Raw genomic sequence first — 22,780 nt, forward strand, 5'->3', positions numbered from 1 at the left:
CTCGGGCCCCGCGAACACCGTGCGGCAGGGCCCCGCGGGCGCTGTGCATGCGGGGCCGAGGGCGCCGGCCGTGTCAGGAGATGGCCTGGTCCTCCAGTGCCGCGGCCAGTCCCCGGCGGTCGGTGCCGACCTTGCGGTAGACCGCCGACAGGAGCCGGGCGACGGCGTGCTCGTCGATGTGCAGTTCCTCGGCGATCTGGGCCGGGGTCCGGTCCCGCGCGGTGAGCGAGGCGGCGGTGCGCTCGCGGGCGGTGAGGGCGTCCGTCTCGGTGCTGTGCAGCCGTCGCGGCCGCAGCCCCGCCGAGGCCAGCTCGTCGCGGGCGTCCTCGATCAGTCCGTCGGCACCGCACTGGACCGCCGCGTCGAGGCCGCGGTACAGGTGCTCTGCGGCCTCCCTGGGGCGCCCGGCGCGGCGCAGTTCGGTGCCCAGGGCGATCAGGGAGCAGGCCAGTTCGTAGGCGGCCGGGGAGCTCTCCAGATGGCCGACGGACTCTTCGAGGAGCGGGACGCGGTCAGGGCCCGGGGAGACCTCGGCGGCGACGCGCAGGGCCTGGCCGATCGTGGAGGGGGCGCCGTACTGACGGGCGCGGTTCACCGCTTCGAGTGCCGTGGCTACGGCGCGTTCCGGGGCGTCGTGGCTCTCGGCGCGGGCGAGGTGGAGCTGCCAGGGGCACCATGCGGGGTTGCGCATACCGCGCGTGTCCAGGCGACGGCCGGCGGACGCGAGCTCGACGGCGGCTTCCCTGGCGAGGCCCCGGGCGAGCAGGAGTTCGCCGTACACGGTCTGGGCGTCGGGGAAGGTCACGGCGGCCGGGAACGGCGCGTGGAAGGCGTAGGCCTCGCCGGTGCGCGCGGCCTCCTCGACCTGGCCCCGGGCGAGCAGAACCTGGATGAGGGTGCCCACCGCGTACCAGTGGACGGGTGTGCCGGGCCCGACGCGTTCGGCGAGCCGGAGGCCCGCGCGGACGAAGTCCTCGGCCTCGGCGAGACGGCCCCGGCGGAAGCGGACGTATCCGAGGATCGTGTAGCCGAAGGAGAGGTGGGCGCCGTGCCAGCCCTGGGATTCGAAGTCGGCGATCCCGGTGGCGAAGAGTTCTTCGGTACGGCCCGGCCGGTCGGCGTACATGAAGGTCATGGCGACCAGGACGGGGACCTCGAAGCCGCGGTCGGCCTCGGCCCAGCCGAGGCCGCCGGCCAGGGCGCGCTCGGCGTGGTGGAGGGCGACGGGGGCGGGTTCGCCGCGCAGGGTGGCGTCCCAGGCGCGCAGCCCGATGACGTAGCGCTCGGTGAGGTCGTGGCCGGTGAGCCGGTCGGCGAGGCGGGCGAGGCGCCGGGAGCGGGCCGGCGAGTCGGGTTCGTCGGCGCGGAAGGCGTCCCACATGAACTGCTCGGACTGCATGCGCAGACGTACCCGGGCGTCGCCGGTCACCGGGATCTCGCGGGCGAGGGTCTCGGAGGCCTCGGCGAGGCGGTCGCTGTGGGCGAGCACCTGGGACAGGCGGTAGACGATGTTGTGGCGCAGCTCGGGGTCGGTGATCGGTTCCTCTAGGGCGGCGCGCAGATGGTTGACCGTGGTTCCCGGCTCGGTGAGCAGGGACGCGCAGCCCAGTTCGTACAGGACGGCGGCGCGGTCCTCGAAGGGCGGCGGTTCGCGCAGGGCGCGGGCGAGGTAGCGGCGGGCGGCGTCGGGGGCTCCGGCGCGCTGGGTCTCGCGGGCGGCGGCGCGCAGTTGCTGGACGATCCAGGTGTCGCCGTCCGGGTGGGTCTCCATGAGGTGGCGGGCGGCGGCGGCCGGGCCGAGTCCTTCGTCGATCACGCACCAGGCGGCCTGGCCGTGCAGGGCGACGCGGACGCTTCCGGGGATGTCGCGGTAGACGGCGGTGGCGATCAGCGGGTGGACGAATTCGAGGGGGTCGGCGCCGGTCAGGATGCGGGCGATGCGCAGGGCGTCCGCCGCGTCGGCGGCCTCCTCCGAGCCGAGTCCCGCGACGGCGGCGGCGAGGGAGGGGCGGATCTCGGTGCCGAGCACGGCGCAGGCCCAGGCGAAACGGACGGTCGCGGTGCCGAGGCGTTCGAGGCGGGCGACGATGCCGCTGCCCTTGACGGCGGCGGCGAGGTCGCGCAGGAGGTGTGCTCCGTCCTCGGTCGGGGTGAGCCCGCGGTCCCGGACCTTGGCGGTCAGTTCGACGGCCTCGAACGGGTTGCCCGCGGTGACCGCCCAGCACTCGCGGCAGAACGCGTCGTCGGCCTGGGTGCCGAGGTCTTCCCGGACGAGCCGGGCGACGGCGGCCGCACTGAGCGGTTCGAGGCCGATGGGGCGCTGTCCGGCACGGCCGGGCAGTCCCCTGAACGCCTCGGCGTGTTCGGGCAGTTCGTCCGGGCGGTAGGCGACGACGAGCAGCAGGGGGAGCTGTTCCGCGCGGGGTGCGAAGGCGGCGAGCCAGCTCAGTGATTCGGCGTCGGCCCAGTGCGCGTCGTCCAGGAGGAGCACCATGGGGGCTCGCTGCACGGCGAGGTGGGTGAGCACCCAGTCGAGTCCGGCGCGCAGGCCCTGCTGGTCGGGCGGGGCGCCCTCGGACGGCGCGCACAGGCCGAGCGCGGGGCCGACGATGGCGTACCAACTCCCCAGGGAGGAGCGGAGTTCGGCCTCGGAGTACCGGGCGAGCTGCGGTTGCAGGAGCTGGCGGGCGACGTGGAAGGCGACCCGCTGTTCCTGTTCACCGCCGCGCGCGCTCAGCACGGTGCAGCCCTTGGCCGCGGAGCGCCTGCGGATCTCGCCGAGGAGGGTCGTCTTGCCGATGCCGGCGCGTCCGGCGAAGGTCAGGAGCGCGCCGCGGGAGCGGCCCGGCGGCTCGCCGGGTTCCCGGCGCAGGCCGACCAGATCGCTCAACGCCTCGTCCGTGGCCGAGAGTTCACTCTCGCGCTCGAAGAGCGTCCGACGGCTGCGAAGGCTTCGTTGCCCCATGATCACCCCCTGCCACGATCGCGCGTCCGCGCGGGGAGCGGATGCGCACCGTGACCTACAGGCACCTCAGCGTACGCCCCGATCATCCACGGGGCAGCCTGTTCGGACGCTCCTGGTCGGAACCTCTCGCGCGACGGCGGGGCCGCGGGAGGACCGGACGGCGGGCGGCCTCCCGGGCGCGGGGACCCCGGCCGCCGCCCTTCCTCACTCTGGGGGCGGCGGAGCGGGTTCCGGCGGTCGTCGGTTCAGGTCAGGTCGAACTCCCCCTCGCGGGCCCCCGATACGAACGCCCCCCACTCCGCGGGCGTGAAGATCAGGGAAGGACTCTGCGGGCGGCCACTGTTGCGCATCGCGATGAAGCCCTCGACGAAGGCGATCTGGACATCACCCCGCCCTCGGCTGCTGGACTGCCAGTCGGCCTTGCTGAGGTCCAGCTCCGGCTTGTCCCAGCCCGCGAGCGGGTGCTGCTCGATGGTGCTCTCGGCCACGTCCTGCTCCTCCCGGTTCGTCGTCCGCGGCCAGCCTAGCGATCGGTCCCTGCCGCGCACAGGCCATGAGGGAGGGACGGTGTCAGGAGGTGGGCGGCGCGGCGCCGACCAGCCACATCGAGAAGAACTGGGATCCGCCGCCGTAGGCGTGGCCGAGCACCCTGCGGGCCCCGTCGACCTGGTGCTCTCCTGCCTGGCCGCGCACCTGGAGGGCCGCTTCGGCGAAGCGGATCATGCCGGAGGCGCCGATCGGGTTGGTGGAGAGGACCCCGCCCGACATGTTGACGGGCAGGTCGCCCTCCAGTTCGGTCACGCCGGACTCGGTGAGCTTCCAGCCCTCGCCCTCGTCGGCGAAGCCGAGGTTCTCCAGCCACATGGGCTCGTACCAGGAGAACGGCACGTACATCTCGACGGCGTCGATGTCGCGGCGGGGGTCCGCGATCCCGGCCTGGCGGTACACGTCGGCCGCGCAGTCCTTGCCGGCCTGCGGGGAGACGAAGTCCTTGCCGGCGAAGAGGGTCGGTTCGCTGCGCATCGCGCCGCCGTGCATCCAGGCGGGCGGGCGCGGTGAACGGGCGGCGCCGGCACGGTCGGTGAGGATCATCGCGCAGGCCCCGTCGGAGGAGGGGCAGGTCTCCGAGTAGCGGATCGGGTCCCAGAGCATGGGCGAGGCCTGGACCTTCTCCAGGGTGATGTCGTGCTCGTGCAGGTGCGCGTACGGGTTCTTCAGCGCGTTGCGGCGGTCCTTGTAGGCGACGAGCGAGCCGACGGTGTCGGGTGCGCCGGTGCGCCGCATGTAGGCGCGTACGTGCGGTGCGAAGAAGCCGCCCGCGCCGGCGAGCAGCGGCTGCTGGAAGGGGATGGGCAGGGACAGGCCCCACATGGCGTTGGATTCGGACTGTTTTTCGTAGGCGAGGGTCAGGACCGTTCCGTGGACGCGGCCGGCGACGAGGTTGGTGGCGACGAGGGCTGTCGATCCGCCGACGGAGCCCGCCGTGTGCACCCGGAGCATGGGTTTGCCGGTCGCGCCGAGCGCGTCCGCGAGATACAGCTCGGGCATCATGACGCCCTCGAAGAAGTCGGGCGCCTTGCCGATGACGACGGCGTCGATGTCGGCCCACGTCAACTCGGCGTCCGCCAGGGCGCGCTGGGCGGCCTCGCGGACGAGTCCGGCGATGGACACGTCCCGGCGTGCCGCCACGTGCTTGGTCTGGCCGATGCCTACGACGGCCACGGGTTCCTTGCTCATCGGGCGTCCCCCTCGAGTACGGCGACCAGGTTCTGCTGGAGGCAGGGGCCGGAGGTGGCGTGGGCGAGTGCCCGGTCGGACTCCCCGCGGTGGACGCGGGCGGCGGCCTCGCCCATGCGGATGAGTCCGGCCGCCATGATCGGGTTGGCGGCGAGTGCGCCTCCCGAAGGGTTGACGCGCACGCTGTCGTCGAGCCGCAGCGCCTTGCGCAGGACGACTTCCTGGGAGGTGAAGGGGGCGTGCAACTCGGCCGTGTCGACGGGCCGTTCGAAGACTCCGGCCCGTTCGGCGGCCAGCCGGGTGGACGGGGAGTCGGTCAGGTCGCGTACTCCGAGGGCGTGGGGCTCGATACGGTGGTCGATGCCCCGGATCCAGGCGGGCCGCTCGCACAGGTCGCGGGCCCGGTCCCCGGCCGCGAGGATCACGGCGGCGGCGCCGTCGCCGATGGGCGGACAGTCGCCGGTGCGCAGGGGTCGTACGAGATAGTCGCCCTGAGGCACCGAACCGCGGAGCTGGGCATGGGAGTTGGCGCTCGCGGAGACCCGGCTGCGGGCGGCGACGGAGGCGAGTTCCGCCTCGTCGGTCTCGCCCGCGTCGATGAGCGCCCGCGCCTGGAGAGCGGCGAGGGCGACCGAGTCGGGCCACAGCGGGGCCAGGTAGTACGGGTCCAACTGCCGTGTCAGGACGTCGCGTACGGAGCCGGGCGAGGACTTGCCGTAGGAGTAGACGAGCGCGGTGTCGGCGTCCCCGGTGAGCAGTTTGGTCCAGGCCTCGTACAGCGCCCAGGCGCCGTCCATCTCGACGTGCGACTCGGAGATCGGCGGCCAGGGGCCGACGCCGTCGAGCGCCATGGTGAAGGAGAAGGCGCGGCCCGCGAGGTAGTCGGTGGAGCCGGAGCAGGTGAAGCCGATGTCACCGGCCCGCAGGCCCGTCCGGTCGCGGACCTCGTGCAGGACGGGGAGGAGCATCTCCACCTCGGAGAGCTCGTCGGAGGTGCGCCGGTGGTCGCTCTGCGCGAAGGCGACGACGGCGATGTCCCTGGCGGTCGGCATCTACAGCATCTCCTTGTACGTCTCGTAGTCCGCGTCGGGTTCTCCGGTGGGCCGGTAGTGGTCGGGATGGCGGCCCCCCTCGGACCACACGGGCTCCACGCGCAGACCCATGCGGACCTCGTCGTAGGGGATGCCGCCGATCCGGCCGTGCAGCGCGAGTCCGGCGCCGTCGAGCGCGATGTGCGCGTATACGTACGGGACTTCGATGTCGAGGTTCTTCGCCTTGATGTTGACGATGCAGTACGTGGTGACGGTGCCGCGTGGGCCGACCTCGACCTGTTCGGAGGTGGCCACCCCGCAGGTGGGACAGGCGCCCCTGGACGGGACGTACACCTTGCGGCAGGAGGGGCACCGTTCACCGAGGGTCCGCCGCTCGGCGAGGCCCGCGATGTAGGCGGCCTGGGCGCGGCCCGGCGAGTAGACGTAGTCGAGCCGTGCGGGGGCGACGATCCCGGTCACCATGTCCTCGAACCGGCCGTCGTGGCCCCCGGGTTCGTCCGGTTCCCCGTCGTACGGCTCGAAACAGGCGATGTCCGTGATGGCGCCGGAGCGCTCGCCGGCCCAGCGGATCCGGACACGCATGCCGGTGCGCACGGCGTCGGGGCCGGGAGCGTCGAGGGCGTGCAGCAGGGCGGTGTCGGCGCCGTCGAGCGTGACCAGGACCCAGGCGAAGGGGGTGCCGAGGGGCTGGCCGCGGCGGGGTTCGTGGTTCCAGGCCCAGGTGGTGACGGTGCCGGTGCGGGCGACCTCGACGAGGTCGGACAGCTCCTCGGCGGTGAGGGGGTCGTACTCGACGGGTGGGACGAGGGTGCGTCCGTCGGCGGTCCGTACACCGAGGACGACCTGCTCGCGCAGACCCGTGAGGAAGGCGCTCTGCACGGGTCCGAGCGAGCGGGTGAAGGGGAACTCGACGACGAGGGGGGCTTTGAGGACTTCGGGCATCCCGGATCTCTCCTTCCAACGGCCGGTCGTGCCGTGTCCGCGGGGCGGACGGGGCACGTCCGGGGCCGGGCTTGCGGGTCAGGCCCGCCGATAGACGGGCGGGCGCTTCTCGGCGAAGGCCCGGGAGCCTTCCTTGGCGTCTGCCGTGTCGAACACCGGCCAGCCACGCCGCAGTTCGGCGGCGAGACCGTCGGTCTCGGTCAGTTCGGCGGTCTCGTACACGGACGCCTTGACGGCCTCGACGGCGAGCGGCCCGCAGGCGTTGATCTGCTCGGCGACGGCGAGCGCCTTGTCCAGCGCCGTCCCGTCGGGCACCACATGACCGATCAGCCCGATGTCCGCGGCCTCCCGGGCGGTGTACGGGCGTCCCGTGAGCAGCATTTCGAGGGCGTGGGTGCGCGGGATCTGGCGTTGCAGCCGCACCGTCGAACCGCCGATCGGGAAGAGTCCGCGCCTCACCTCGAAGAGCCCGAAGGTCGCGGAGGCGCCCGCGACCCGGATGTCGGTGCCCTGGAGGATCTCCGTGCCGCCCGCGACGCAGTACCCCTCGACGGCCGCGATCACCGGTTTGCGGGGGCGGTGGTGGCGCAGCATGGCCTTCCAGTGCAGATCGGGGTCGGCCTTGAGGCGGTCCCGGTACTGCTCGCCCTCCATGCCCCGGCCGGCCAGCGCCTTGAGGTCCATCCCGGCGCAGAAGGCACCGCCCGAGCCGGTGAGCACGATCGAGCGGATCGCGTCGTCCTCGTCGGCCTCGACCCAGCCGTCGTACAGGCCGACCAGCATCGGCAGCGAGAGCGCGTTCCTGGCCTCGGGCCTGTTGAGCGTGAGCACCAGTGTGGCGCCTTCGCGTTGCACGGTGAGGTGTTCGGTCCCACCCATGGGCGTCCTCCCGTCTCGGATGCGAGAACAGGTTGCAGGAGCCGTCCGTCCAGTACAAGGGTTTTCTGACAGACAGTCAGATTTCTTCTGCCGGGACCCTTCCCACTTGGGTCGGGCTTTGCTCTGATGACCGTCGGGTCCGGGGCGGACACGCCCTGGCGGCGCCCGGCCACGGACGTGCACGGTCAGGAGGAGCGGTGGAGTACAACCTTGCGGACCTGTTCGAGTCGGTCGTCGACGTGGTCCCGGACCGCGAGGCGCTGGTCCACGTCGACCTCCCGGGCACGGGCGCCGAGCGCCGTCTGACGTACGCGGAGCTGGACGCGGCCGCGAACCGTGTGGCGCACCATCTGATCGACAGCGGGATCCGCCCCGGCGAGCATCTCGGCCTCCATCTGTACAACGGCGTCGAGTACTTGCAGACGGTGCTGGCCTGCCTGAAGGCGCGGATCGTTCCGGTCAACGTCAACTACCGCTACGTGGAAGAAGAGTTGGCCTACCTCTACCAGGACGCGGACCTGGTGGCGCTGGTCTTCGACGCGGAGTTCACCGACCGGGTGGCGGCGGCTCGGCCACGGGCACCGCGGCTGCGCCATCTCGTCCGCGTGGGGGCCGCCGCACCCGGAGCGGGCACGGTGGACACGGCGGGCCCGGCAGGCGTCGAAGGCGCGGTGGGCACGGAGGACCCGGCAGGCGTCCAAGGCGCGGGGGGCGTCGTGGACTTCGGGGACGCCGAGGCCGCCGGTTCTCCGCTGCGCGGATTCTCCCCGCGCTCCGCGGACGACCAGTTCATCATCTACACCGGCGGTACGACGGGGATGCCCAAGGGCGTCATGTGGCGGCAGGAGGACCTCTTCTTCGCGGGCCTCGGCGGGGGCGCGCCGACCGGCGATCCGGTGACCAAGCCGGAGGAGCTCGCCGAACGCGTCGCGGCCGGCGGTGCCGGCATCACCTTCTTCCCCACTCCCCCGCTGATGCACGGCACGTCGACGCTCACCGCGTTCATCGGCTTCAACTTCGGTCAACGGGTCGTGCTGCACCGCAAGTTCTCACCCGAGGACGTCCTGCGGACGATCGAGAAGGAGAAGGTGACCAGCGTGTCGCTGGTCGGCGACGCGATGCTGCGGCCCCTGATCGACGCGCTGAACGGCCCCCTGAAGGGCACGGACTGTTCCGCCCTGTTCAGCGTCTCCTCGTCCGGCGCGATCATGTCGGACACCGTGCGCGAACAGTTCCAGGCACTCGTCCCGAACGTGATGCTGCTCAACAACTTCGGCTCCTCGGAGTCCGGCTTCAACGGCACCGCGACGGCCGACTCCGGCCCCGAGCGCGGCTTCCGCATCCGCGTCAACGCCCGTACGCAGGTGGTGGATCCGGTGACGTACGAGCCGGTCGCGGCGGGCGAGCCGGGTCGGGTCGCGCAGCGCGGCCATGTGCCTCTCGGCTACTACAACGACCCGAAGAAGACCGCCGAGACGTTCTTCCGCAAGGGCGACGAACGCTGGGTGCTCCTCGGCGACATGGCCACGGTCGACGACGAGGGCATCGTCATCGTCCTCGGCCGCGGCTCGCAGTGCATCAACACCGGCGGCGAGAAGGTGTACCCGGAGGAGGTCGAACAGGCCCTGAAGTCGCATCCGGACGTGTACGACGCCCTGGTCGCCGGAGTGCCCGACCCGAAGTGGGGCAGCCACGTGGCGGCCGTCGTCCAGGTCCGCGAGGGCGCGCCGCGTCCGTCGCTCGACGACATCCAGACGCACTGCCGCGCCCGGCTGGCCGGGTACAAGGTCCCGCGCCAATTGGTGATCACGAACTCCATCCAGCGCTCACCGAGCGGCAAGGCCGACTACCGGTGGGCCCGGGAGGTGGCCGTGGCGGCGGACCTGTAACCGCCGGCGGTGTCATGCGCCTGGAACTCGCGACGTACTCTGTGCGCGGCCGGCCCCCTTTGAACCAGAGGTGGCCGATGGCCGTACGGGGGATGACGGACGCGCCTCCGTCGCACCAGCACCGGGTTATGTACGGAAGGACTTCGGGTGTCGCACCACACACCTCCTCGTCAACTGCCGGATGTCGACGCGGGTCCGGACCCCGACGCGACGGCGACGGACAGAACCCGTGAGGAGTCCGGGACGGACGAACGGACCGGGGCGCACACGAGTTCCGGGACCGAGGAGCGGGCCGAGGAGACGGCCGGCGACGAAATGTCCGGCGTCACCGGAGTCGACCCCACCGTCCCCCACCCCGCCGACGACCAGTCCCCCGGTACGCGGCCTGCCGATGCGGAACCGACGGGCACGCAGGCCGCCGCCGACGAACCCACCGTCGCGCGAGTGGCAACCGACGAAGCCACCCCCGAGGCCGCCGACGGGCATCCCGTCGACCCCGCGTCCGCGGGCGAGGCCGAGCCGGACACGGACGTCGCCTCCGCCGTCCGCCCCGGATGGTTCGGCCGGCGCCGGGCGTGGGCCGCTCGGGCCGCGCGGGTGGGCACGACCGTCCTGGCCGGTGCGCTGGTGATCACGATCCTCATCGTGCCCAACCGCCTCGACTGGATGAGTGTCCGGGCGTTCCTCCGCCTCCCGGTCGAAGCCGTCTACCTCGCGGCCGTCCTGCTCGTCCTGCCGGCGCGGGCGCGGCGGATCACGGCCGGAGTCCTCGGGGCGCTCCTCGGGCTGTCCGGCATCCTCAAGTGCCTCGACATGGGCTTCCGCCAGACCCTGGCCCGGCCGTTCGACCTGGTCTTCGACTGGGTTCTGCTGAGCGACGGGGCGGACTGGGTGAAGGACTCGTTCGGGCGCTCGGGCGAGGTGCTGGCGGTGGTCGGGATGATCGTCCTGGTCATCGCCGTGCCCGCCCTCAGCGTGCTCGCGATGTTGCGGCTGGCGAACGTCCTGGCCCGGCACCGCGCCGGGGCGGTGCGCGCCACGCTCGTCCTCGGCGTCGCGTGGGTCGTCTGCTTCACCATGGGCGCACGGACCGGCGGCGTCACGATCGCCACCAAGGGCTACACCCAGTACCTCTCCAACCGTGTGCAGTACGTCCGCGACGGCCTCGGCGACGCCGACGTCTACAAGAAGCAGCTGGCCGTCGACGCCTTCGCCGAGACCCCGTCCGACCAGTTGCTGACCGGGCTGCGCGGCAAGGACGTGATGGTGACGTTCATCGAGAGCTACGGCCGCGTGGCGATCGACGATCCGACGATGGGGCCGGAGGTCGACGCGACGCTCAGGGAGGGCGGCGCGAGGCTGAAGGCGGCGGGCTTCGCGGCACGCAGCGGCTGGCTCAGGTCGCCGGTGACGGGCGCCGGAAGCTGGCTCGCCCACTCGACGTTCCTGTCCGGCACCTGGGTCGAGAATCAGCAGCGGTACCGGTCCCTGACCACCAGCGACCGCGCCACCCTCACCAGCTACTTCCGGAAGACCGGCGCCTGGCGCACGGTCGGCATCGTCCCCGGCGTGCGCAAGTCCTGGCCCGAGGGCAAGTACTTCGGCCTCGACCACATCTACGACTCGACGCACCTCGGCTACCAGGGCCCGTACTTCAGCTGGACGCCGGTGCCGGACCAGTTCAGCCTGGAGTCCTTCCAGAAGCTGGAGCACGGCAAGAAGAACCGCGACCCGATCATGGCGGAGATCATCCTCGCCTCCAGCCACAACCCCTGGTCCCCGATCGCCCACACGATCGACTGGAACGACCTCGGGGACGGCAAGATCTTCTACAAGATCAAGAAGGAGGGGACGAACCCCACGGAGGTCTGGAAGAGCTCGAAGCGGGTGCGGACCGAGTACCGCAAGGCCATCCAGTACTCCCTGGACAGCCTGACCCAGTGGATGCAGCGCTACGGCGACGACGACACCGTCCTCGTCTTCCTCGGCGACCACCAGCCCAACCCCACCGTCACGGGCGGCACCTCCGACAAGGACGTACCCGTCACCATCGTCGCCCGCGACCCGAAGGTGCTGGACCGTATCTCCGGCTGGGGCTGGACGGACGGGCTCAAGCCCGCGGCCGACGCGCCGGAGTGGGCGATGGACAAGTTCCGCGACCGCTTCATGACCGCGTACGGCTCGCATCCGGGCACGGCGGGCTCGACCGCGTCGCACTGACGGACCCGGGGGCCACCGCCCCCGTCCGTCCGGGTCCCCTCCGGTCCGTCCGGGTCCACTCCGGTCCGAACACAGCGGGCCCGCAGCCACACCGGCTGCGGGCCCGCTGCGCTGTTTCCGGACATCCGTGAACCCGGCGGCCGCGGAACCCCGGATCCCGGCCCCGCCCATTGACCCCGGTGGTTCACGAATCTAATCTGTGTTCTCATACATAGACAGCATCTGCATACAGGGATGAGGCTCATGGCAGGGTTCAGCGCGGATCCGGGCAGCGTGGTCGAGCGGCTGCGGGACGGCATGGCGGGCGGGGTCCTGTCGTTCCCGCTCACGAGCTTCACGGCGGACGGCGACCTCGATGTGGAGTCCTGTCGGACCTACCTCACCACCCAGCTCGCCACGGCCCCGGGCGCGGTGTTCCCCGCCTGCGGGACCGGCGAGTTCAGCGCGCTGGACGAGGACGAGTACCGTGCGGTCGTCACCGCCACGGTCGAGATCGCGGACGGCCGCATGCCCGTGGTCGCGGGCACCGGCTACGGATGGGCGCAGGCGCTGCGCTTCGCCCGGATCGCCGAGGAGGCCGGCGCGGACGCCCTCCTCGTGCTGCCCCACTACCTCGTCGAGGCCCCCGAGTCCGGCCTGGTCGAGCAGGTGCGCCGGATCGCCGCCGGCACACGGCTCCCGCTCATCGCCTACCAGCGCGGCCCGGTCGCCTTCTCCCCCGAGGGGCTGCGGGCCCTCGCGGCCGTCCCGGGCGTCATCGGACTCAAGGACGGCCACAGCGACCTCGACCGGCTCCAGCGCCTCACGCTCGCGGCGCCCGACGGCTTCCTGTTCTTCAACGGGGCCGCCACCGCCGAGATCCAGGCCCGCGCGTACGCCACTGTCGGCGTCCCCGCCTATTCGTCGGCCGTCCACGCCTTCGCTCCCGAGATCGCCGGCGCCTTCTTCACCGCTCTGCGCGCCGACGACGAGGCGACCGTGAACAAGCTGCTGCGCGACTTCTACGTCCCGCTCGTCGAACTGCGCGACAAGGTGCCCGGCTACGCCGTGTCCCTGGTCAAGGCCGCCGCCCGGCTGCGGGGCCTGCCCGTCGGCCCGGTGCGCGCGCCGCTCACCGATCCCGGACCGGCCGATCTGGCGGACCTGGAGCGGATCCTCGACGCCGGACTGGCCCTCGTCGGAGCCGTGCGCCGGCCCGCCTGAAGCAGGCGAGGGACGGCCCGGCGGGGCACGGGGCGGACCGGCCCTCGGCCACGCCCGCCGCCGTCATCCTGGGATTCCCCAGCACCGGTCAGCCATCGCCCCTCGTCCACAAGGAATGTGATGAAGCGTCAGCAACCGACGATCACCGAGTTCTCCGTCTACCCCGTCGCCGGACGGGACTGCATGGAGCTGAACCTGTCGGGCGCCCACGGTCCGTACTTCACCCGCAATGTCGTGGTCCTCAAGGACTCCGAGGGGCGGACCGGGCTCGGCGAGGTGCCGGGCGGGGAGAAGATCACCCGGACGCTGCGCGACGCCGGGGCTCTGGTCCTCGGCACCGAGGTGGGCGACTACCAGCGCGTTCTGCGCGAGATCGGGGACCGGTTCGGCGACCGCGACGCGGGCGGCCGCGGCGCCCAGACCTTCGACCTGCGCACGACCGTCCACGCCGTCACCGCCGTCGAGTCGGCCCTTCTCGACCTGCTCGGACAGCACCTCGACGTGCCGGTCGCCGCACTCCTCGGAGACGGGCAGCAGCGTGACCGGGTCCGGGTGCTCGGCTACCTCTTCTTCGTCGGCGACCCGGACCGCACGGATCTGCCGTACGTCCGCGAGCGCGACGCGGACGTGGACTGGTACCGCCTGCGGCACGAGCGGGCCCTGACGCCCGGCGCGATCGTCCGGCAGGCCGAGGCCGCCCACGCGCTGTACGGATTCCGCGACTTCAAGCTCAAGGGCGGTGTCCTGGAAGGCGCCGAGGAGGTCAGGGCCGTACGCACGCTCAAGGACCGCTTCCCCGAGGCCCGCGTCACGCTCGACCCCAACGGCGCCTGGTCGCTGCGCGAGGCGATCGAGCTGTGCGGGCCCCTGGTCGGCACGCTCGCCTACGCCGAGGACCCCTGCGGCGCCGAGGACGGCTACTCGGGGCGGGAGATCCTGGCCGAGTTCCGCCGGGCGACGGGACTGCCGACGGCGACCAATATGATCGCCACGGACTGGCGGCAGCTCACCCACGCCCTGGCGCTCCAGTCGGTCTCGATCCCGCTCGCCGACCCGCACTTCTGGACCATGCGGGGCTCGGTGCGGGTGGCCCAGCTCTGCAACGCGATGGGCCTGACCTGGGGCTGCCACTCGAACAACCACTTCGACATCTCGCTCGCCATGGTCACCCACTGCGGAGCCGCTGCGCCGGGCCCGTACAACGCGCTCGACACGCACTGGATCTGGCAGGAGGGCCTGGAACGGCTCACGGTCGACCCGCCGCGCATCGTCGGCGGCGAGATCGCGCTGCCGGACGCACCCGGCCTCGGCGTCGAGCTGGACATGGACCGGCTGCTGGCGGCGCACGAGCTCTACCTGAAGGAGGCCCTCGGCGCCCGGGACGACGCCGTCGCCATGCGCCAACTGGTTCCCGGCTGGGAGTTCGACCCCAAGCGGCCCGCCCTGGTGCGCTGAACCGGCGCCCGGACCCGGACCCGCTGCGTGAAAAGCGCCACCGACCCCTTGCACTGACAGCGGACACCTGAATTACTGTCCGGAACAGAACGACCGAATGATCGGTCGTCCACTATGGCACGGTTGGCGAGGGAGAGGGCGCGATGGCGGGCTCGACGGACTCGAAGGGCCTGCTCGACGCGGGCGAGCGGCTGGACGCGGAGGCGCTGCGGACGCTCCAGCTCGAACGGCTGCGCGCGTCGCTGCGCCACGCCTACGAGAACGTCCCCTTCTACCGGGAGTCCTTCGACAAGGCCGGGCTGCGCCCCGACGACTGCCGCTCGCTCGCCGACCTGGCCCGGTTCCCCTTCACGACGAAGGCGGACCTGCGGGAGAACTACCCGTACGGGATGTTCGCCGTACCGCAGGACCGGATCCGGCGGCTTCACGCGTCGAGCGGGACGACCGGCCGTCCCACGGTCGTCGGCTACACGGAGAACGACCTGTCCATGTGGGCCGACATGGTGGCCCGTTCGATCCGCGCGGCGGGCGGCCGGCCCGGTGACAAGGTTCATGTCGCCTACGGCTACGGGCTGTTCACGGGCGGACTCGGCGCCCACTACGGCGCGGAGCGGCTCGGCTGTACGGTGATCCCCGCGTCCGGCGGCATGACGGCGCGTCAGGTCCAGCTCATCCAGGACCTGAAGCCCGAGATCATCATGGTGACCCCCTCGTACATGCTGACCCTCCTCGACGAGTTCGAGCGCCAGGGCGTGGACCCGCGTGGCACCTCGCTGCGGGTCGGCGTGTTCGGGGCCGAGCCGTGGACCGAGGCGATGCGCCGCGAGATCGAGGAGCGGTTCGCGATCGACGCGGTGGACATCTACGGCCTCTCGGAGGTCATCGGCCCCGGCGTCGCCCAGGAGTGCGTGGAGACCAAGGACGGTCTGCACATCTGGGAGGACCACTTCTACCCCGAGGTCGTCGACCCCTTCACCGGTGAGGTGCTGCCGGACGGCGCGGAGGGCGAACTGGTCTTCACCTCGCTCACCAAGGAGGCCATGCCCGTGATCCGCTACCGGACACGGGACTTGACGCGGCTGCTGCCCGGTACGGCGCGGGTCTTCCGCAGGATGGAGAAGATCACCGGGCGCAGTGACGACATGGTCATCCTGCGCGGGGTCAATCTCTTCCCCACGCAGATCGAGGAGATCGTGCTGCGGACACCGGGCGTCGCCCCGCACTTCCAGCTCCGGCTGACCCGCGAGGGCCGCCTCGACGCCCTCACCGTACGGGCGGAGGCCCGGTCCGGCGCCACCCCCGAAGCGCGCGAGGCGGCGGCGCGGGCGATCACCGCGGGCATCAAGGACGGGATCGGTGTCTCGGTCACGGTGGAGATCGTCGAACCGGAGTCCCTGGAACGGTCGGTGGGCAAGCTGAAGCGGATCGTGGACCTGCGCCCGCGCGCCTGACCGACCGCGGACAGGGCCGCGGGGGCTCCTGACACCCCCCGCGGCCCTGTCCGCCACGACACGCCCTAGGCCCGGCCGAACCGGTCCCGCAGTTCCCGCTTCAGGATCTTCCCGCTGGCGTTGCGCGGCAGTTCGTCCACGAACAGGACCCGCTTGGGCGCCTTGAAGTGGGTGAGCTTCTCGCGTGCGTGGGCGATCAGTTCGTCCTCGGTGACCTCACCCCGGGGGACGACGACCGCGGTGACGGCCTCGATCCAGCGCTCGTCGGGCAGCCCGACGACGGCGACCTCGGCGACCCCCTCATGGGTGTACAGGGCGTCCTCGACCTGTCGTGAAGCGACCAGGACACCACCGGAGTTGATGACGTCCTTCACCCGGTCCACCACGGTGAAGTATCCGTGGGCGTCGCGCACGGCGAGGTCGCCCGAGTGGAACCAGCCGTCGCGGAACGCCTCGGCGGTCTCCTCGGGCTTGTCCCAGTACCCCTCGCACAACTGCGGTGAGCGGTAGACGACTTCGCCCGGTGTCCCGTCCGGCACGTCCTTGCCGTCCTCGTCGACGACCCGTGCGTCCACGAACAGCACCGGAGTTCCGCACGAGTCCATCCGGCCCTTGTGCTCGTCGGGTCCGAGGACGGTGGCCAGAGGACCGATCTCGCTCTGGCCGAAGCAGTTGTAGAAGGCCAGCTTCGGCAGCCGTTCGCGCAGCCGTTCCAGGACGGGGACCGGCATGATCGACGCCCCGTAGTACGCCTTGCGCAGGCCGCTCAGGTCGCGTTCGGCGAAGTCGGGACGGTTCGACAGCCCGATCCACACGGTGGGCGGGGCGAACAGGCTGTCCGCGCGGCCCGCCTCGATCAGGTCGAAGATCTGTCCGGCGTCCGGCGCGTCGAGGATCGTGTTCGAGGCGCCGACCGCGAGGTAGGGCAGCAGGAACACATGCATCTGCGCCGAGTGGTAGAGCGGCAGCGAGTGCACCGGGAGGTCACCGGCGCTCAGATCGAGGGCCGTGATCGCGCTCAGGTACTCGTGCACCAGGGCGCGGTGCGTCATCATCGCGCCCTTGGGCAGCGCGGTGGTGCCCGAGGTGTAGAGGAGCTGGACGAGCGTGTCGCCGCGGGGCTCGTCACCGTCGTACGGGCGGGCCGCCTCCAGTCGCAGAAGGAGCGAGTCGTCGGCGTCGCGCAGCGGCAGGGTCCGTACGCCCTCCGGGAGCCGGCCGGCGAGGTCGGGGTCGGTCAGGACCAGGGCGCATCCCGACTGGCCGACGATGTAGGCGAGATCGTCACCGGTCAGGTTCTGGTTCACGGGCACATGAACGAGTCCCGCGCGGGCGCAGGCGAGGAAGCCGATCAGATAGGCGTCCGAGTTGTGGCCGTAGGCGCCCACGCGGTCCCCGGGGGTCAGCCCCTCGCCGAGGAGGACGGTCGCCGCGCGCGAGACGGCCTCGTCGAGTTCCGCGTACGTCCAGGAGCGCTCCCGGTAGTCGACGGCGCGTCGCGCCGGTGTGCGCCGGGCACTGCGCCGCAGCACCCCGTCAACCGTACTGCCGTGTCCAGGCGTCATGTCACGTGATCCTCGGTCCACGGGAGAGGCAGGTCAAGTCACCGCACGCGAGCCGGACGGAAGGCGGACGGAAGCCGGGCCGGAGCCGAACGGACACTCCGACGGCGCACAACCCGTTGGTACGCTCAACCGCCCCTTCCCTCAATGATGTTGGGAGGCACGATGCGCACCCGTGGAAGACGGTTACTCGTCACGGCCGTCGCTCTGTTGACCGCCGCGACCACCCTGCCCGCGGCCGCGGCCGAGCGGCACTCCGGACAGGAACATCCCTCGCGCGGCGGACTGTCGGCCGTGATCCGCTACACCGAGTACGGCATTCCGCACATCGTCGCCAAGGACTACGCGAACCTCGGCTTCGGCACCGGCTGGGCCCAGGCAGCCGACCAGGTGTGCACCCTGGCCGACGGGTTCGTGACCCTGCGCGGCGAGCGGTCCCGCTGGTTCGGGTCCGCCGCGACACCGGACGGCTCGCTCTCCTCGGCGTCCACGAACCTCTCCAGCGACCTGTACTACCGCGGAGTGCGCGAGGCCGGCACGGTCGAGAAGCTGCTCGCCGAGCCCGCGCCACGCGGCCCCAGCCGCGATGTCAAGGACCTGATGCGAGGCTGGGCGGCCGGCTACAACGCGTGGCTGGCACAGAACCACGTCACCGATCCGGCGTGCCGGGGAGTCGCCTGGGTCCGCCCGGTGACCCGGGCGGACGTCGCCGCGCGCGGCTTCGCGCTGGCCGTGCTCGGCGGCCAGGGGCGAGGAGTCGACGGCATCACGGCCGCGCAGCCACCGACGACGGGAACGGCGGCGGGGGCGGCGGCGACCGCCGGAACGGCGACGGCGGCAGGCACCGGTGAGCCCGACGTGAAGCGCACCGCCGCAGCCGCGCGTGAGGTGTTCGACACCGCCGACATGGGATCGAACGCGGTGGCCTTCAGCGGTGCCTCGACCGCGGACGGCCGTGGGCTGCTGCTCGGCAATCCGCACTATCCGTGGCAGGGCGGACGCCGCTTCTGGCAGGTGCAGCAGACGATCCCCGGCGAGCTGAACGTCCAGGGCGGCGCCCTGCTCGGCACGGCGACGGTGTCCGTCGGTCACACGGCCCGGATCGCCTGGAGCCACACTGTCGCGACGGGTGTCACGCTCAATCTCCATCAGCTCACGCTCGATCCGTCCGATCCGACGACGTATCTGGTGGACGGCAGGCCGGAGCGGATGACGCGGCGCAGCGTCAGCATCGACGTGCGGGACGGCACGCCGGTGACGCGCACCCAGTGGTGGACCCGGTACGGTCCCGTCGTCACCTCGCTCGGCGCCCAGGTGCCGCTGCCGTGGACCGCCACGACGGCGTACGCGCTCAACGACCCGAACGCGGTCAACCTCCGTGCCCCGGACACCGCGCTGGGCTTCAGCAAGGCCCGTGACACGGCGGGCGTCCTCGCGGCGCTCAACCGGACCCAGGGCCTGCCGTGGGTGAACACGATCGCCGCCGACTCCGGCGGCCACACCCTCTTCACTCAGTCGCAGGTGCTGCCGCGCATCACCGACGAACTGGTCCAGCGCTGCTCGACGCCGCTGGGCCGGGCCCTGTACCCGTCGTCGGGGGTCGCCGTGCTGGACGGGTCGCGCGGCGACTGCGCGCTCGGCAGCGATCCCGACGCCGTGCGGCCGGGCATCTTCGGTCCGGCGAGGATGCCGGTGCTGAGGGACGCGCCGTACGCGGAGAACTCCAACGACAGTGCCTGGCTGGCGAACGCGGACCGGCCGCTGACCGGGTACGAGCGAGTGTTCGGCACGATCGGCACGCAACGCTCGATGCGTACGCGCGGCGCCGTCGAGGACGTGGCCGGGATGTCCGCGCGGGGGCGGCTGACCGTGCGCGATCTCCAGGCGCAGCAGTTCGCGAACCGGGTGCCCGCGGGTGATCTCGTGGCGGCCGACGCGGCGCGCGCCTGTGCCGCGCTGCCGGGCGGCACGGCGACGGGCTCCGACGGCAAGGCCGTCGACGTGGGCGAGGCGTGCGGTGTGCTGCGGGCCTGGGATCGTTCGATGGACACCGGCAGCCGGGGCGCGCTGCTCTTCGACCGTTTCTGGCGGAAGCTGACGGCCACGGTGCCGGCGGCGCGGCTCTGGAAGGTCCCGTTCTCGGCGGCCGATCCGGTCCGTACCCCGAACACCCTCGACACCTCCGTTCCGGGCTTCGCGACGGCGCTGGCCGACACGGTGACGGAGCTGCGGGCGACGGGAATCGCCCTCGACGCGCGGCTGGGCTCCGGCCAGTTCGTCGTCCGGGGCGGACAGCGCGTTCCGGTGCCGGGCGGCACGGAGTCCCTCGGGGTGTGGAACAAGGTGGAGATGCCGTGGAACCAGGCGGCCGGCGGCTACACGGAGGTCACCACGGGGTCCTCGTACATCCAGGCCGTCGGCTGGGACGGGGGCCGCTGTCCGGTCGCCCGCACCCTGCTGACGTACTCCCAGTCCTCGAACCCGAACTCGCCGCACTTCAGCGATCAGACGCGGCTGTTCTCGGGCGAGCGGTGGGTGACGTCCCGGTTCTGCGAGAAGGACATCCTGGCGTCGCCGGGGCTTCGGGTGGTCCGGGTGAGCGACCACCGCTGACCTCGGGCGTGGGATGACGGCGCGCGCGGTGCCCGGATCCGCTCCGGGCACCGCGCGCGGCGGGGTCACATCGTCCGGGTGCGGCCCTCCCAGTAGGGGTCGCGGAGCCGCCGCTTGTACAGCTTTCCATTGGGGTCGCGGGGCATGGCGGCGATGAAGTCGACGCTCTTGGGCCTCTTGTAGCCGGCGAGTTGCCGCTCGCAGTGGGCGAGGATGTCGGCGGCGAGCGCCGGTCCGGCCTCGTGTCCCGGCGCGGCCTCGACCACGGCCTTGACCTCCTCGCCCCAGTCGTCGTGCGGGATGCCGAAGGCGGCCGCGTCGGCGACGGCGGGGTGGGAGAGCAGCGCCGCCTCGATCTCGGCGGGGTAGATGTTGACGCCGCCCGAGATGATCATGTCGATCTTGCGGTCGCGGAGGAAGAGATAGCCGTCCTCGTCGAGCACGCCGAGGTCGCCGACGGTGAAGAAGTCGCCGATGCGGTTCTTGCGGGTCTTGGTCTCGTCCTTGTGGTACGAGAATCCGCCGGTGCTCATCTTCATGTAGACGGTGCCGAGTTCACCGGGCGGAAGCCGGTTGCCGTCGTCGTCGAAGACGGCCAGTTCGCTGATGGGCCAGGCCTTGCCGACGGTGCCGGGCTTCTTCAGCCAGTCCTCGGCGGTCGCGAAGGCACCGCCGCCCTCGCTGGCCGCGTAGTACTCCTCGACGCTCTCCCCCCACCACGCGATCATGGCCCGTTTGACATGGTCGGGGCACGGGGCCGCCCCGTGGATGGCGTGCCGCATGGAGGTGACGTCGTAGCGGGCCTTCACCTCGTCGGGGAGGGCCAGCAGCCGGTGGAACTGGGTCGGCACCATATGGGTGTGGGTGCACCGGTGGGCGTCGATGACCCGCAGCATCTCCTCGGGTGTCCACTTGTCCATGAGCACCAGCCGGTGGCCGATGTGCAGGGACGCGCCCGCGAACTGGAGGACCGCGGTGTGGTAGAGCGGCGAACAGACGAGGTGCACGTTGTCGCCGAACGGCCGGATGCCGAAGATGGCGAGGAAGCCGCCGAGATAGGACTCCTCGGGGAGCTTGCCGGGCAGCGGGCGCCGGATGCCGCGCGGGCGGCCGGTGGTGCCCGAGGTGTAGTTCATGACCCAGCCGAGGGTGCGGTCCCCGGGCGCGGAGCCGGGCTGTCCGTCGAGGAGTTCGGCGTACGGCCTGAAGCCCTCGATCGCGCCGACGGCGTATCGCTGTGCCGGGGGCAGTTTCGCCTCGTCGGCGGCGTGCCGGGCGGCGTCGGCGAACCGTTCGTGGGCGATGAGGGCCTTGGCTCCCGAGTCGGAGACGATCCAGGCGATCTCGGGCCCGACGAGGTGGTGGTTGACGGGGACGAGGTAGAGGCCCGCCTGCGAGGCGGCGAGGTAGGCGACGAGGAACTCGACACCGTTGGGCAGGACGACCGCGAAGGAGTCGCCGCGTTCGAGGCCGGCGGCGCGCAGGCCGTGGACGAGGCCGTTGGCCGCCTCGTGCAGCCGCCCGGCGGTCCATTCCTCGCCGGTGGGGGTGATCAGGACGACGCGTCCGGGGTCGGCGGCGGCCTGGGCCCAGAAGCCGTTGGGTGACGTGGTCATGCTTGTTCCCCCCTGCCCGCGATGCGGTTGATGCGGTCGACGGTTCGCTCGAAGCCCCGGGTCAGGTCGTCGAAGACCTCCTGGACGGAGCGTTCACTGTTCATCCGGCCCACGATCTGGCCGACCGGTGTGCCGAGCAACGGCTCCACCTCGTACTTCTGGATGCGGGAGACGGCGTCGGCGACCAGGAGTCCCTGGAGCGGCATGGGGAGCGTGCCGGGTCCGTCCGGGTCGTCCCAGGCATCGGTCCACTCGCTGCGCAACTGGCGGGCGGGCTTGCCGGTCAGGGCGCGGGAGCGGACGGTGTCGCCGGAGCCGGCCGCGAGCAGTTTGCGGGTGACGGCCGGGGAGTGCATGTCGGCCTCCGTCACGGTCAGCCAGACCGAGCCGAGCCACACCCCCTGGGCGCCGAGGCTCAGCGCGGCGGCCACCTGCTCTCCGCTGCCGATGCCGCCCGCCGCCAGGACCGGCAACGGGCCCACGGCGTCGACGACTTCGGGCGTGAGCACCATCGAGGCGATCTCCCCGGTGTGTCCGCCCGCTTCGTAGCCCTGGGCGACGACGATGTCGATGCCGGCCTCGGCGTGCTTGCGCGCGTGCCGGGCGCTGCCCGCGAGGGCCGCGACGAGCACCCCGCGCTCGTGGGCACGCCGGACGACGTCGGCGGGCGGTGAGCCCAGCGCGTTGGCCAGGAGCTTGATCGGGTAGTCGAAGGCGACGTCGAGCTGGCCGCGGGCGACCTGTTCCATCCAGCCGGTGATGCGCCAGCCGGACGCCTCGCCCTCGGCGAGTTCGGGGACGCCGTACTTGGCGAGCGTGTCCGCGACGAACTGACGGTGTCCCGCGGGGATCATCGCCTCGACGTCGGCCTCGCTGACGCCCTCGACCTTCTTGGCGGGCATGACGACGTCCAGGCCGTAGGGCATGCCGTCGACGTTCGCCTCGATCCAGTCGAGGTCGCGCTCCAGGTCGGTGGGGGCGGTGTAGCGGACCGCGCCGAGCACACCGAACCCGCCCGCACGGCTGATGGCCGCGGCGACGGCGGGAAACGGCGTGAACCCGAAAATGGCGTGCTCGACTCCCAGTTCCTTGCTCAACTCCGTCTGCATGGGCGCAGGATGCCGCAGACATCCGGACGAGGGAAGGCCTTTTCTGATACTCCGTCAGATACCTCGGCGCCCCTCGGGGAGGGTTGA

At 71.9% G+C, this 22,780-nt stretch carries 15 protein-coding genes; 6 read left to right on the plus strand and 9 right to left on the minus strand.

Features of this window, described 5'->3' with window-relative positions:
- Positions 1–73: 73 nt before the first annotated feature.
- The 6 genes from ACWEBX_RS05835 to ACWEBX_RS05860 form a co-directional block, all read right to left on the minus strand.
- A complete protein-coding gene (locus tag ACWEBX_RS05835; RefSeq protein WP_451883663.1) occupies positions 74–2,965 on the minus strand; it encodes an ATP-binding protein in 2,892 nt (963 codons plus the stop codon).
- 245 nt (positions 2,966–3,210) lie between these two features.
- Positions 3,211–3,453: a DUF397 domain-containing protein gene (locus ACWEBX_RS05840; protein ID WP_151473080.1), complete on the minus strand. Its 243-nt coding sequence runs from the start codon at positions 3,451–3,453 to the stop codon at positions 3,211–3,213.
- Positions 3,454–3,535: 82 nt separating this feature from the next.
- The gene (locus tag ACWEBX_RS05845; protein WP_451883664.1) at positions 3,536–4,702 is read right to left on the minus strand and encodes a thiolase domain-containing protein; all 1,167 of its coding nucleotides are present in this window, start codon (positions 4,700–4,702) and stop codon (positions 3,536–3,538) included.
- Positions 4,699–5,754, minus strand: coding sequence for a thiolase domain-containing protein (locus tag ACWEBX_RS05850; RefSeq protein WP_451883665.1), 1,056 nt, complete (start codon positions 5,752–5,754; stop codon positions 4,699–4,701). Before ACWEBX_RS05850 ends, ACWEBX_RS05845 begins: the two co-directional genes overlap by 4 nt.
- Complete coding sequence (locus ACWEBX_RS05855; RefSeq protein WP_451883666.1) at positions 5,755–6,696, minus strand: Zn-ribbon domain-containing OB-fold protein; 942 nt, start codon at positions 6,694–6,696, stop codon at positions 5,755–5,757.
- A 78-nt stretch (positions 6,697–6,774) separates the two neighbouring features.
- Positions 6,775–7,575, minus strand: coding sequence for a crotonase/enoyl-CoA hydratase family protein (locus ACWEBX_RS05860; protein ID WP_451883667.1), 801 nt, complete (start codon positions 7,573–7,575; stop codon positions 6,775–6,777).
- Between the two features lie 197 nt (positions 7,576–7,772).
- On the opposite strand from ACWEBX_RS05860, the gene ACWEBX_RS05865 reads away from it, so the two are divergent.
- The 5 genes from ACWEBX_RS05865 to paaK all read left to right on the plus strand — a co-directional run bounded on the left by ACWEBX_RS05865 (position 7,773) and on the right by paaK (position 15,793).
- Positions 7,773–9,464 carry an acyl-CoA synthetase gene (locus ACWEBX_RS05865; protein WP_451883668.1) on the plus strand — a complete coding sequence of 564 codons (1,692 nt, stop codon included), beginning with the start codon at positions 7,773–7,775 and terminating at the stop codon, positions 9,462–9,464.
- Positions 9,465–9,611: 147 nt separating this feature from the next.
- Positions 9,612–11,684 (plus strand): sulfatase, encoded by a 2,073-nt coding sequence (locus ACWEBX_RS05870; RefSeq protein WP_451883669.1) that lies wholly within the window; start codon positions 9,612–9,614, stop codon positions 11,682–11,684.
- A 243-nt stretch (positions 11,685–11,927) separates the two neighbouring features.
- A complete protein-coding gene (locus ACWEBX_RS05875; protein ID WP_451883670.1) occupies positions 11,928–12,887 on the plus strand; it encodes a 5-dehydro-4-deoxyglucarate dehydratase in 960 nt (319 codons plus the stop codon).
- Positions 12,888–13,007: 120 nt separating this feature from the next.
- The gene (locus ACWEBX_RS05880; protein WP_451883671.1) at positions 13,008–14,342 is read left to right on the plus strand and encodes an enolase C-terminal domain-like protein; all 1,335 of its coding nucleotides are present in this window, start codon (positions 13,008–13,010) and stop codon (positions 14,340–14,342) included.
- A 143-nt stretch (positions 14,343–14,485) separates the two neighbouring features.
- A complete protein-coding gene (paaK, locus tag ACWEBX_RS05885; RefSeq protein ID WP_451883672.1) occupies positions 14,486–15,793 on the plus strand; it encodes a phenylacetate--CoA ligase PaaK in 1,308 nt (435 codons plus the stop codon).
- Positions 15,794–15,858: 65 nt separating this feature from the next.
- Here paaK and ACWEBX_RS05890 read toward each other — a convergent pair whose 3' ends face one another.
- Positions 15,859–17,358, minus strand: a complete 1,500-nt coding sequence (locus ACWEBX_RS05890) for an acyl-CoA synthetase (RefSeq protein WP_451883673.1) — start codon at positions 17,356–17,358, stop codon at positions 15,859–15,861.
- A gap of 162 nt (positions 17,359–17,520) precedes the next feature.
- Between ACWEBX_RS05890 and ACWEBX_RS05895 the strand changes: the two genes are divergently transcribed.
- Positions 17,521–19,968, plus strand: a complete 2,448-nt coding sequence (locus tag ACWEBX_RS05895; protein WP_451883674.1) for a penicillin acylase family protein — start codon at positions 17,521–17,523, stop codon at positions 19,966–19,968.
- Between the two features lie 65 nt (positions 19,969–20,033).
- On the opposite strand, the gene ACWEBX_RS05900 is transcribed toward ACWEBX_RS05895, so the two are convergent.
- The gene (locus tag ACWEBX_RS05900) at positions 20,034–21,584 is read right to left on the minus strand and encodes an acyl-CoA synthetase (protein ID WP_451883675.1); all 1,551 of its coding nucleotides are present in this window, start codon (positions 21,582–21,584) and stop codon (positions 20,034–20,036) included.
- Positions 21,581–22,693, minus strand: a complete 1,113-nt coding sequence (locus ACWEBX_RS05905) for an NAD(P)H-dependent flavin oxidoreductase (RefSeq protein ID WP_451883676.1) — start codon at positions 22,691–22,693, stop codon at positions 21,581–21,583. The genes ACWEBX_RS05900 and ACWEBX_RS05905 overlap by 4 nt, the downstream gene beginning before the upstream one ends.
- Positions 22,694–22,780 lie beyond the last annotated feature (87 nt).

Source organism: Streptomyces sp. NPDC005070 (genome assembly GCF_053600395.1).